The organism is Buttiauxella cochleicola (genome assembly GCF_021282405.1).
GTDB lineage: Bacteria > Pseudomonadota > Gammaproteobacteria > Enterobacterales > Enterobacteriaceae > Buttiauxella > Buttiauxella massiliensis.
The window spans coordinates 127877-140130 of the sequence record NZ_JAJSOU010000006.1 but is presented as its reverse complement, the minus strand read 5'-3'; the positions used below and the strand labels follow the sequence as shown (position 1 = coordinate 140130).

The following is a 12254-nucleotide window of genomic DNA, read 5'->3' as shown; positions in this document are numbered from 1 at the left end:
ACCGTTGATATTAGTCCAGGGCGCACCGGGCAAGGCTTTTGCTGACTAAGGGGGATAAATACAGTTATACTTACGCCCTAATTTTATCCCCAATGATACGGCTGCTGTAAAAGTCACGGCAGCCCTTAGCAAAAAGTAAGGTATCCCGGTGAATATTCAGGCTCTTCTCTCAGATAAAGTCAGTCAGGCACTGATTGCCGCAGGTGCACCTGCGGATTGCGAACCGCAGGTTCGTCAGTCAGCAAAAGTTCAGTTCGGCGACTATCAGGCCAATGGCGTGATGTCAGTTGCAAAATCACTGGGCAAGCCACCACGACAAGTCGCAGAGTTGGTCATTGCCAATCTGGATTTGACCGGAATTGCCAGCAAAGTTGAAATCGCCGGCCCAGGCTTTATCAACATTTTCCTCGACCCAGCATTCCTTGCGAAGAGTGTCGACGAAGCAGTTGCTTCTGACCGCGTAGGCGTGAATACCGTTGCACCACAAACCATCGTGGTCGACTATTCCGCACCAAACGTAGCGAAAGAGATGCACGTCGGCCATATCCGCTCCACTATCATTGGTGATGCTGCGGTGCGTACGCTGGAATTCCTCGGCCATAAAGTTATCCGGGCCAACCATGTGGGTGACTGGGGCACACAGTTCGGGATGCTGATCGCGTATCTTGAAAAGCAGCAGCAAGAAAACGCAGGTGAGATGGCGCTGGCCGACCTGGAAGAGTTCTATCGTGCAGCCAAGAAACACTACGATGAAGACGCAGAATTTGCTGAACGTGCTCGTGCATACGTCGTGAAACTGCAAGGCGGCGACGAATACTGCCGTGAAATGTGGCGTAAGCTTGTCGATATCACCATGACACAGAATCAGCAAACCTACGATCGCCTTAACGTGACGCTGACCCGTGATGATGTAATGGGTGAAAGTCTTTATAACCCAATGCTGCCAGGCATCGTGGCTGATCTTAAGGCGAAAGGTCTTGCGGTCGAGAGCGAAGGCGCAACCGTGGTTTACCTGGATGAGTTCAAGAACAAAGACGGCGACCCAATGGGCGTTATCATCCAGAAAAAAGATGGCGGCTATCTCTACACCACCACCGATATTGCCTGTGCGAAATATCGCTATGAAACCCTGCATGCAGACCGCGTGCTTTACTTTATCGACTCCCGCCAGCATCAGCACCTGATGCAAGCATGGACCATCGTGCGTAAAGCCGGTTACGTTCCAGAATCTGTCACCCTGGAACACCAGATGTTTGGCATGATGCTGGGCAAAGACGGCAAGCCGTTCAAAACCCGTTCTGGCGGCACGGTAAAACTGACCGATCTGCTCGACGAAGCCATGGAACGTGCGCGTAATCTGGTGGCAGAGAAAAACCCGAACATGCCTGCGGATGAACTGGAAGCGTTAGCGAAATCCGTCGGTATTGGCGCAGTGAAATACGCCGACCTGTCGAAAAGCCGCACCACCGATTACATCTTTGACTGGGACAACATGTTGGCCTTCGAAGGCAACACCGCGCCGTATATGCAATATGCATACACTCGCGTGCTGTCTGTGTTCCGCAAAGCTGAGATTGATGAAGCTGAGCTGCTCAAAGCGCCGGTAGTGATTCGTGAAGACCGCGAAGCACAGTTAGCTGCACGCCTGCTGCAATTTGAAGAAACGCTGAATGTGGTTGCGCGTGATGGCACACCGCACGTGATGTGTACTTACTTGTACGACGTGGCAGGCTTGTTCTCTGGCTTCTACGAGCACTGCCCAATTCTGGCCGCCGACTCGGAAGAAGCGCGTAACAGCCGCCTGAAACTGGCTCTGTTAACCGCGAAAACGCTGAAGCTTGGTCTGGATACCCTGGGTATCGAAACTGTAGAACGTATGTAAGTTCCTAATTTCAGTACCCTAAATAATTCGAGTTGCAGGAAGGCGGCAATTGAGAGAATCCCGATGAGCTTACACTAGTAAGTGATTCGGGTGAACGAAAGCAGCCAACACACCTGCAACTTGAAGTATGACGGGTACTTGTTAGCGAACAATCCCCCGCGCTGACCGCGCAAAAAAACGATCATAAAGGCCAATCACCGGGAAATCACTCTCCAGTATTTTCAACGACCTCTTCACTTCTTCTATCGACAACGCCTGGTTGTAAAAACGCTCATACAATGTATGAATCAAATCCTGCTGTTCTGGCTCTAACGCCTGAAACGCTTTCGAACTTGCGTTGATACCCAGCGGCACAGCGCGGTTACCACCAGCCGTCACAAACGGCGGCACATCCTGAACCACTGCTGATTGGTCGAGGATCTTAACCCCACTTGCCAATATGCAAAATTGATGGATAGCACACATAAAGCCTATCTGCGCATCATCATCAAGCTCAACGTGCCCGGCAAGCCCACTGTTATCAGCAATCAATGTGCCATTACCGACCACACAATCATGACCAATATGGACACAATTCAAAAAGCGATTGTCATTACCGATGATAGTGGTGCTAAGCCCCTGAACTGTTCCACGATGAATAGTGGCATTTTTGCCAATCTGATTCCGGTCACCAATAACGACCGTCGTGGGTTCACCGGCATATTTAAGGTCCTGATTCGCATCACCTATGGATGAAAACTGGCCGAAAGTATTGTTACAGCCGATTGTTGTCAGGCCATTAATCACCGAATAAGCACCGACAACAGTTCCTTCGCCTATCACTACACCTGCGGAAATAACACAAAACGGGCCAATACTTACATGCGCACCGAGCACCACACCCGGCTCCACAATACTATTACTGGCAACCCGGGCTAACGGGGAAATAGACATCAATTTATCCTGATGACGGCACGAAACGGAGAACGCCTGTCATCGTTTAGTTATTAATCCAGACCGGGGATCAACAAGAAAGGAGGGACGAAAGAGAAGCTCCGCTTCGCCATTCGCATTATCGTTAAGGAGGGTGAAAACCAGTGAAGGGCTTATCGACAGCGGCAGCATAATGAATTGCGTCACACATTACGCCATTTATTTATTATTAAATTGGAGGAACTTTATGGGGTTTGCCCGCAGGTTTGATTTAGCAGTAATTTGCAGGCCTGGTTCCCCAGGCCTGTTGTATGCGCTTACAAATAAAGTCTCAAATACTCACCCATACAGAGGATCGCCATCGCCTGTCCGTACGGCATTGAGGTCAGCGGGATTTGGCGATAAAACTCCAGGTTACTGCCCATTCCCGTGCCAAACGAAACCTGCAACAACTCACCTTCCGGGGAGATATTTTTGACGATACCTTTCATCGCCTTTTCTGCCACTTCTGCATACTCTTTGCCGATATAGCGCTTACGAATGCCTTTCAGAATGCCGTAGGCAAAACCGGCAGTCGCGGATGCCTCCAGATACGAATGTGGGTCGTCAAGCAAGGTGTGCCACAAACCACTGTCGTCCTGGCATTTTGCCAACGCAGCAACCTGATTTTCCAGCACCTGTACCAGATAGCGACGCACCGCGTTGTTCTCAGGTAAGTCCACCAGTTCAAGGAAATCAGGGATCACGATAGTCAACCAGCTGTTGCCACGCGCCCAACGCGCATTGGCAAAGTTATGATGGCCTTCGTAACTCCAGCCGTGAAACCACAGACCGGTTTCGCGATCCATCAAATTCTGCACATGCAGCAGGAACTGATACGTCGCCTCTTCCACATACTCTGGGCGATTCAGCAATTTGCCAATTTTTGCCAGTGGCAATACGGTCATCATCAGCGTGTCGTCCCACATCTGCTGATGATTCTCTTCCGCAAGCGTAATGTGCTGCATTCCGCCGTGTTCGGTACGCGGCATTTCATACATTGCCCACTCAGCCCAGCTTTCAAGCCAGGGTAAGTAAGATGGATCGCGCGTTTCTTCGTAGCGGTAGGCCAGCGTCAGGAACGGTGCCATGGTATTGACGTTTTTGGTGGTAGCACCTTCTGCGAAACGGTCTGCAAACCAGCTATCAATAATTTCGCACATCTTCTTTTCACCGGTCTGGCGATAATACTGATACATGCCGTACAAACCGACGCCGTGCGTCCACTCCCAACCTGCCCAACCTTTGGTATCAATGACTCGTCCGTCATCCAGTCGCAGCAAGAATTGGCCCGTTTCATCCTTAATATTAATCAGATTATCCGTCACCTTGTGGATCAGGGTTTTCAGCTCATCCCGGGCAATAAAATGCTCCGGCTGGCACAGTAAAGGGCTGTGTTTGACGGGATAAATAATCATTAACTTAACCTCTGTGATGATGTATTCGAACGCATTGCAGCAGCCTCTTTCAATGACGGAGCCGCAGGTTTATTACGGTTGAGATAGCCAATATTGTTGTTGCCCCAAAGCGTGTCGTAAGGCATACCAGCCAACATTTCGACAGTGGCGCGAGCTTGTGGCGTGGTTGCTTCCGGAACCGGACGGCCCGCAACACGCATCTTCGCCGTCTCTTCACGTAATACGCTATGAGTTTGTAAATTGAGTTTAAAGCGCAGAGAAACTAAGAAACCGCACGCCAAAACAGCGACTGTGCCAAAGCTCAGGATCATCAGAATGGTGTGGCTTACCGCTGGCGGCTGTACGGCCTGGCCGGAAACAAAGCCAGAAAGCTGCATCACGATACCCACCAGCATCACGGCCCCTGCCTGAGAAGCTTTACGCGTCAGCGTCATAATGCCTGCGAAGATCCCTTCACGACGCTGGCCGGTAATCACTTCATCAACATCAGCAATATAGGTGTAGGTATTCCACGGCACATAGTTGATGCCACCACGGCCCAAACCGGCGATAGCAGAAACCAACATCAGCAGTGAGAAGACATCGCTTAATCCCGCGTAATACAACAATGCGTAAGAGATGGAACTCAGGCCAAAGAGCACTACAACCATACGGTAGGACGGCGCCGGGCCATATTTGATACACAGAGGAATCATGCCGATAACCGCGATAAATTGCAGAATCGCCATAGTGCCGAGCAAGCTGGAAGCCATGCTTGCACTTTGCATCAGCACAAACACCACATAGTAGGTAAACACGGCGTTGAACACATCCTGAGCAATATAACCGCCCAAATACATGCCCAAGTGTTGGCGGAAGATCTTAACGCGCAGCGTAGAAGTCAGTTCAACGTTCAGGCGCTTCATACTCTGCGCAAACGTCAGGGTTTTCTTCTCTTCTTCTGCACGCAGTGCCGCTTCTGTCCAGTCTGAACGAGGGCGCTCCCAGGTGAAGAACCAGACAAATGTCAGCACGATGGCACATATTGTGGCGAAGACCAGACTTGAGTAGAAGAAGGAGACTGCGTTGTCTTTCCCAAAGTGATTTAACAAAATACCCGGCAGGAAGGCGGCAAGAATTGCGGAGAGTTGCGCCATTGAGATACGTGCGCCGGAGAATTTGGTTTTCTGTTTGAAGTCATCGGTCATTTCCGGAACCAGTGTTTCATACGGCACCAGAATCATGGTGTAGACCACATCAAAAATCAGATAGGTCACCAGGTAATACCAATAACTCATCTCCCCAACCCACATAAAACTGTAGCTGAAGACCAGCGGGATACCGAGCAATATAAAGAATTTACGACGACCAAAACGTTTACCAAGCCAGGTAGAACCAAAGTTATCGGTCAGGAAGCCCATCAGCGGACTGACGACCGCATCCAGCACCCTCGCCATAGCGAAAATAAACGTTGCTTCAATCGGTGAAAGGCCACAGAAGGTAGTATAGAAGTAGAGCAACCAGGCGGCGGTGAGTGCCGTCGTCCCCGCCCCGAGAAAATCCCCGGAGCCGTAGGCAAGATAATTTGCCAATCCAATCTTACGTGTTTTCATTGCCGTCAAACCCCGTTAATTTTTTTATGGAGATTGCACGTCCCGGTACCTGTCGGGCTTGCGAGAACCTTACCTTGCTAAGGTAGAAGGACGGGGCAATTGAAACCTTTCCATTTTTGCCATGGTTTGATGAATGGTGGCAAAAATACAAAGTGTCTCAGTACTCGCATCACCGATTTATAAAACAGGGGTTTGTTTTTATCAAAAGCAGGGATTGAAAATGAGATCCGGAAGGTGAAAAGCCGCATCAGCGATGCGGCTTTAAAGACTATTTGTAATTCACGATAACCTGATTGCTACGAACTTTCAGTGCCGGGAAAAGAGCGCCGCCACCAGGAACTTCCCAGACAAACCGCAGCGGCTCATTTGCCGCCACATTGGTCAATCCACGCGTCGTACCGCTCTGCCCTTCAATTTCGGCACAGCGAGTCAGCGAGCACAGCCGGACATTTAACCCCGCAGGCGTCGGCCCAATCAGCTCATAACGCCAGGCGACCATCGTCATTACCCCATTCACGGGTTGCGAAGGTGCCAGAGCACGGGATGATGCTGAAGTGCCCCGATGGCTAAGCGTGGCACCCACGCCACTGGCCTGCCATGCTCCTTCACCTGCGGCATGGGTCATTAAAGGGAAGAGAATCAGCAATAACAGGCGGCTCATTATTTCGCTCCAATGGTCGCAGTCATACGGATGTTACGGTTTTCAGAAAGCTCAAGGCTTGAAAGCACCATGAGTTGCGGCAGACTGCGACGTAAGAAACGCGCCAGCAATGGTCGCAGCGCATGGTTAACCAACAACACCGGCGGTGCACCGAGCATTTCCTGGCGTTTCAGCGCCTCCTGAGCTTGCTCCAGCAAGCGATCGGCAAGGCCAGGTTCTAACCCACCGCCCCCCTGCAATGCCTGCAATAACAAACGCTCAAGTGCCGCATCCAGGCCAATGACTTGCACTTCACCATTACCTGGGAACCATTGCTGAGTAATCGCCCTTCCCAGCGCTACACGCACTACCGCTGTTAATTCATGCGGGTCATTTTGTATCGGTGCATGTTCTGCCAGGGTTTCAAGAATTGTGCGCATATCACGAATCGGCACTTTCTCAGCCAGCAGGTTTTGCAGAACTTTATGCAGTGTGGTTAACGTCACCACACCCGGCACCAGGTCCTCCGTCAATTTCGGCATCTCCTGGGTGACACGGTCGAGTAATTGTTGTGCTTCCTGGCGGCCAAACAGTTCTGGTGCAAACTGGCCAATCAGATGGTTAAGATGCGTGGCGACCACGGTACTGGCTTCGACCACGGTAAAGCCCTGAATTTGTGCCTGCTCTTTAAGCGCGCTTTCAATCCAGGTGGCGGCAAGGCCAAATGCCGGGTCAGTCGTGGTTTCGCCGGGAAGAGTGCCTGCGGCTGTACCTGGGTTGATAGCAAGCCAGCGCCCCGGATAAGCGTCGCCACTGCCAATCTCGACGCCCTTCATCAGGATACGATAACGCGCCGGCGGTAAGTCCATATTGTCGCGAATATGGACTACCGGCGGTAGGAACCCCATATCCTGCGCAAATTTCTTACGGATACTGCGGATTCGCCCTAACAGCTCGCCGTCTTGCTGGAAGTCCACCATCGGAATCAGGCGGTAACCCACTTCCATGCCCAGCGAATCTTCCAGTTGCACATCATTCCAGGTTGCTTCAACCGCCTGTGGGTTTTCCTGCGGTTTGACCGGGGCTGATGGTGTCGTGGGCTGCTCCATCTGACGGCCGCGCATCCACCATGCCAGCCCAAGCAATGCAGCAGTAAACAGCAGGAAGACAAAGTTTGGCATTCCCGGCACCATGCCAAGCAAACCAAGAACACCGGCACTCAGCAGCATAACGCGCGGATTGTTGAATAGTTGGGTGACCATCTGCTCGCCAACATCCTGATCGGTTGCAACACGGGTAACGATAACGCCCGCTGCGGTCGAGATGACCAACGCAGGGATCTGCGCAACCAGGCCATCACCGATGGTCAACAGCGTATAAGTTTCTGCTGCTGCACCAAAAGGCATGTCGTGCTGAAGCATGCCGACTAACAGGCCACCCACCACGTTAATCACCATGATCATCAGCCCGGCGACCGCATCTCCACGCACGAATTTACTGGCCCCGTCCATCGAGCCGTAAAAATCAGCTTCTTGGGTGACTTCTGAACGGCGTTTTTTCGCTTCGTCTTCACCAATCAAGCCGGCGTTAAGATCGGCATCAATCGCCATCTGTTTACCCGGCATACCGTCCAGCACAAAGCGCGCGCCGACTTCAGCAATACGCCCGGCACCTTTAGTGATAACCATAAAGTTGATGATAACGAGGATGATAAACACCACGATACCGATGGCAAAGTTGCCGCCAACGAGGAAGTGGCCGAAGGCTTCAACCACTTTACCCGCTGCCGCACCACCGGTGTGCCCGTCCATCAAAATGATACGTGTTGATGCCACGTTCAACGCCAGGCGCAGTAAGGTGGTAAACAGTAGAATGGTTGGGAAAGCGGCGAACTCGAGGGTTTTCTGGGTGAACATTGCCACCAGCAGAACCATAATCGACAACGCGATGTTAAAGGTGAAGAGCAAATCCAGTATAAACGCCGGAAGCGGCAGTACCATCATCGACAAGATCATCAAGATCAGTATCGGTCCGGCAAGAATTTGCCATTGCCCGGATTTCATACTGGCAGGCAGACGCAGTGTTGCGAGCAAATTAGCCATCGGAGTCCTTCTCGTTTGCAAAGTCCAGCGCTTCAGGCACTGGAAGGTTTTCAGGTTTTTTCGGGATTAATCCGCCAGCGACACGCCAGCGCCGCAGTTGCCATACCCATGCCAGCACTTCTGCTACGGCGGAATACAACTGCCCAGGAATTTGTTGCCCTATTTCAGCATGACGGTATAACGCACGCGCAAGCGGTGGAGCTTCGAGCATTGGAATACGGTGCTCATTACCAATTTCACGAATACGCAGCGCAACCAGGCCGGCCCCTTTCGCCAGCACTTTTGGCGCACTCATTTTGTTTTCGTCGTACTGTAAGGCCACCGAATAGTGCGTTGGGTTGGTCACAATCACATCGGCCTTCGGCACATCTGACATCATGCGGCGACGAGCGGCGGCACGCTGTTGTTGGCGAATACGGCCTTTAACATGTGGGTCGCCTTCTTGTTGCTTGAATTCGTCGCGAATATCCTGGCGGCTCATGCGAAGCTTTTTAATGTTGCTGAAAATCTGGAAGAACACGTCGAAGCCGACCATTGGTGTCAGCCCCAGTACAATCAGCAAACCGCACACCGCTACCATATTTAATGCGTGTCCCAAAGCGGCCAATGGCGGTTCACTCATCAGGCGCATCATCTCTGGCCATTTGTGCAGCAGATACCAGGCCGTTACGCAGCCGACCAAAATGGCTTTGAGGAAGGCTTTTAGCAGTTCAGCGCCTGCCTGGGCTGAGAACATCCGCCCGAGTCCGGAAATTGGATTCATTTTGCTGAATTTAAACTGTATCGACTTCCCGCTGAACAGGATGCCACCCAACAGCATGGGGGCTGCAATCGCCACAATCACCAGCCCGAAAATCAGCGGTAACAGTGCCCAAACGGCCTGTTTAATCAGTTGGCTGATTTGTTTAACGATAAGATTGGGATCGTTAATAATGCTGTGATCAAAATGGAGACCAGTAGACAACATTGCCGCCAGCTGTCGCGCCAACGGCTCCCCACCCATCCAGATAATGCTGATTCCCACCAATAGCATAAGCAGTGAGGTCAACTCGCGGGATCGGGGGATCTGCCCATCTTCGCGCGCTTTTTCAAGTCGGTGGGGTGTGGGGGCTTCTGTTTTGTCGTCGTCGCTTTCTTCTGACACTGCAACAATCTCGTGGCCACAATTACCAGCACAGCATGTCAGAAAGGGGGAACGCTAATGGGAGGAAAACGGGGGAATTTGTAGGTTTGTTTGTGGGTTAAGTAGTTTGTGTGCGCAACGATAGGATTTCATTTTCTTGCATCTGGATTTGCGAGCATGGCCTAAAGATTAAAAAATCAACGCCCTGCCATCTTCTCATCCAAAGATCCGTTTGCTACTTTTCCACCGTTTTATCAATCATGATTAAATAAGGAGCAAACGATGCAATGGACTGAATTACTTAACGCTAATCGGCGTAAACCTAAAAAAACCAATTCTGTAGGAACCGCCAAAGGTCGGCTTCAGATAGAACGAGATTTCGACCGAATTTTATTTGCGGCCCCCACTCGCCGCCTGGCAGATAAGACCCAGGTTTTTCCCCTGGATAAAAATGATAGTGTGAGAACGCGTCTGACCCACTCACATGAAGTAGCCAATCTGGCACGAGGAATTGGGGTTAGGTTGGCGTTCGAAATGAAAGAGGATATTTTCGGCACAAACCTACCTGACGTTTGTGTTGAACGTGATGTCCCGGCACTGCTCGCTGCTATAGGTTTAGTACATGATCTTGGCAACCCCCCTTTTGGCCATCAAGGGGAACGGGCGATGGGTGAATGGTTCAGGAAAGAAATTCCCGTTTGTACCAGTTGCCCCATGGATAAAATTTACAATGATTTCCGCCAGTTTGATGGGAATTCACAAACCTTCAGGCTGGTAACCAAACTTCAAATTCTCAATGATGAGTTTGGCCTTAATCTTACCTACGCCACACTGGCCTCAATGCTCAAGTACCCGCGAACCTCATTTTCAAGTTCAAAGCAGTGGAAAAAGCATGGTTTCTTCTACTCCGAAGAGCCCGTCGTCAAAGACATCTGGGAGAAAACCGGTCTCAGAGAAGGCATCCGTCATCCTTTCACTTATCTTATGGAAGCGTGTGATGATATTGCTTATTCAGTACTTGATGCAGAAGATACGGTTAAAAAGGGTTTAGCTTCATTCCATGATTTAATGGACTTCCTCTCTTGTCAGAATAATGCCTCATCCGATGAAATAATGCGTAATGTCATTACTAAAAGCAAAGAAGACAATAAAGAGTATGCCAAAGGAGAGTTATCCCCAGCAGAGCTGAATGACATGAGCATGCAAATGTTCAGGGTTTATGCCATAGCTGAATTAGTTGATGCTGTTGTCATTGCATTCAAAGAAAACAAAGACAACTTTCTTGACATTAATTGTCAGGAAAAAGATCTCATTTCAATAAGTAAAGGACATGCTTTATGTGAAGCCCTGAAAATGTTCGACCGAACCAGAGGATACCAACATCGCAGTGTATTAAAACTCGAATTAGAAGGTTCGAATTATATAAAGGGATTAATGGATATGCTCTGGGTTGGTATTCATGGACATAAAACTAAACAGCAAAAGAAAGATGAAAAGCTTTCATCAGCCACAACATTGCCGGAATACCATTCTGATACACCATTTGGCAGATATGTCTATGGCAGAATCTCCGAAAATTATCGCCGCATTTTTGAAAGCCCTCAAAACGATCTGCCCGTGCTTTACAAAGAAGCGCAACTTCTCGCCGATGCTATTTCTGGCATGACAGATAGTTATTTGATTGCCCTACACGATGAGCTAAAATCCTTGTATGAGTATGAACATCGTTCAAAGTAAGCGAAATCTGAAGCGAAGAGTTGAAGGATTTTTCGCTTCAGAGAAAGACGAGCGTCAGGCGGCCAGCAACTTCATCGAAGCGCTGTCTATGCATGCTCATGTCTACATTTTCGGTGGCATGATTCGCGACATAGGACTGTTTGGCCATAACGGCTTCAGTTCAGACATCGATCTGGTCTTCCACGGAAGTCGTCATGAGTTGTATGAGGCGTTAGAATCATTAAACATCCCAAACTTTACCGAGAATAAATTTGGTGGTTTCCGGCTGACTTACTCACGCATGGATTATGATATCTGGAGCCTGGAAGATACCTGGGCGTTCAGAGAGGATGTTATTTCACTACATAATATCGATAGCTTACTACATACCACGTTAATGACCTGGGATGCTGTAATTTATGATATTAAAGCAAAGAAAATAATCACTCAGCCAAATTATTTACAGGACTTAATTAACAGACGTTTAGATCTGGTGTTAGAAAAAAACCCTAACGAAAAAGGTTCTGTAGTAAAAATCATCCGGACTATTTACGGGAAAAATGCTGCTACATTAGGAGGAAAACTTTGTGCCTTCCTTCAAAGTCATTTGTCCTGCTATAGCAGCACCGAGTTAATACAATACGAACGCGCCAACTTTGACAAAAATTTAATCACCGCAGATCGAATTGACAAGTTACTTATTTTACTTGAACAATGGCAGAAAGGTGAGGACATTATTATCAATGTTCAACAAAAACCAAAAACCATTCACTATAAATGCATTGCCGAAAAAGGTAATGTATTTCCCTGATGTGTTTTCATTCTCAAAT

At 49.5% G+C, this 12254-nt stretch carries 9 protein-coding genes; 3 read left to right on the top strand and 6 right to left on the bottom strand.

The features are described 5' to 3' along the window. Nucleotides 1-148 precede the first annotated feature (148 nt). Complete coding sequence (gene argS, locus LVQ79_RS10020; protein WP_232864805.1) at nucleotides 149-1882, top strand: arginine--tRNA ligase; 1734 nt, start codon at nucleotides 149-151, stop codon at nucleotides 1880-1882. 141 nt (nucleotides 1883-2023) lie between these two features. Here argS and lpxA read toward each other — a convergent pair whose 3' ends face one another. The 6 genes from lpxA to flhB all read right to left on the bottom strand — a co-directional run bounded on the left by lpxA (nucleotide 2024) and on the right by flhB (nucleotide 9729). Continuing rightward, nucleotides 2024-2815, bottom strand: coding sequence for an acyl-ACP--UDP-N-acetylglucosamine O-acyltransferase (gene lpxA / locus LVQ79_RS10015; protein ID WP_232864804.1), 792 nt, complete (start codon nucleotides 2813-2815; stop codon nucleotides 2024-2026). Nucleotides 2816-3111: 296 nt separating this feature from the next. Further along, nucleotides 3112-4251: a beta-galactosidase BglB gene (gene bglB / locus LVQ79_RS10010; protein ID WP_232864803.1), complete on the bottom strand. Its 1140-nt coding sequence runs from the start codon at nucleotides 4249-4251 to the stop codon at nucleotides 3112-3114. After that, nucleotides 4251-5843, bottom strand: a complete 1593-nt coding sequence (locus LVQ79_RS10005) for an MFS transporter (RefSeq protein ID WP_232864802.1) — start codon at nucleotides 5841-5843, stop codon at nucleotides 4251-4253. The genes bglB and LVQ79_RS10005 overlap by 1 nt, the downstream gene beginning before the upstream one ends. 268 nt (nucleotides 5844-6111) lie before the next feature. Then, a complete protein-coding gene (flhE, locus tag LVQ79_RS10000; RefSeq protein ID WP_232864801.1) occupies nucleotides 6112-6504 on the bottom strand; it encodes a flagellar protein FlhE in 393 nt (130 codons plus the stop codon). Then, on the bottom strand, nucleotides 6504-8585 hold the full coding sequence (flhA, locus tag LVQ79_RS09995) for a flagellar biosynthesis protein FlhA (RefSeq protein WP_232864800.1): 2082 nt from the start codon (nucleotides 8583-8585) through the stop codon (nucleotides 6504-6506). The genes flhE and flhA overlap by 1 nt, the downstream gene beginning before the upstream one ends. After that, nucleotides 8578-9729, bottom strand: a complete 1152-nt coding sequence (flhB, locus tag LVQ79_RS09990; protein WP_151994685.1) for a flagellar biosynthesis protein FlhB — start codon at nucleotides 9727-9729, stop codon at nucleotides 8578-8580. The genes flhA and flhB overlap by 8 nt, the downstream gene beginning before the upstream one ends. A gap of 261 nt (nucleotides 9730-9990) precedes the next feature. Here flhB and LVQ79_RS09985 point away from each other — a divergent pair, with 261 nt between their 5' ends. Together LVQ79_RS09985 and LVQ79_RS09980 are read left to right on the top strand one after the other, a co-directional pair. Then, nucleotides 9991-11445: a deoxyguanosinetriphosphate triphosphohydrolase family protein gene (locus LVQ79_RS09985; protein WP_232864799.1), complete on the top strand. Its 1455-nt coding sequence runs from the start codon at nucleotides 9991-9993 to the stop codon at nucleotides 11443-11445. After that, nucleotides 11426-12235 carry a hypothetical protein gene (locus LVQ79_RS09980; RefSeq protein ID WP_232864798.1) on the top strand — a complete coding sequence of 270 codons (810 nt, stop codon included), beginning with the start codon at nucleotides 11426-11428 and terminating at the stop codon, nucleotides 12233-12235. The genes LVQ79_RS09985 and LVQ79_RS09980 overlap by 20 nt, the downstream gene beginning before the upstream one ends. Nucleotides 12236-12254: the final 19 nt, after the last annotated feature.

Bases quoted from the DNA above. Each gene is read 5' to 3' on its own strand.
- LVQ79_RS10005 (WP_232864802.1), bottom strand. From the start codon at position 5,843: ATGAAAACACGTAAGATTGGATTGGCAAATTATCTTGCCTACGGCTCC.
- lpxA (WP_232864804.1), bottom strand. From the start codon at position 2,815: ATGTCTATTTCCCCGTTAGCCCGGGTTGCCAGTAATAGTATTGTGGAG.
- flhE (WP_232864801.1), bottom strand. From the start codon at position 6,504: ATGAGCCGCCTGTTATTGCTGATTCTCTTCCCTTTAATGACCCATGCC.
- LVQ79_RS09985 (WP_232864799.1), top strand. From the start codon at position 9,991: ATGCAATGGACTGAATTACTTAACGCTAATCGGCGTAAACCTAAAAAA.
- bglB (WP_232864803.1), bottom strand. From the start codon at position 4,251: ATGATTATTTATCCCGTCAAACACAGCCCTTTACTGTGCCAGCCGGAG.
- flhA (WP_232864800.1), bottom strand. From the start codon at position 8,585: ATGGCTAATTTGCTCGCAACACTGCGTCTGCCTGCCAGTATGAAATCC.
- LVQ79_RS09980 (WP_232864798.1), top strand. From the start codon at position 11,426: ATGAACATCGTTCAAAGTAAGCGAAATCTGAAGCGAAGAGTTGAAGGA.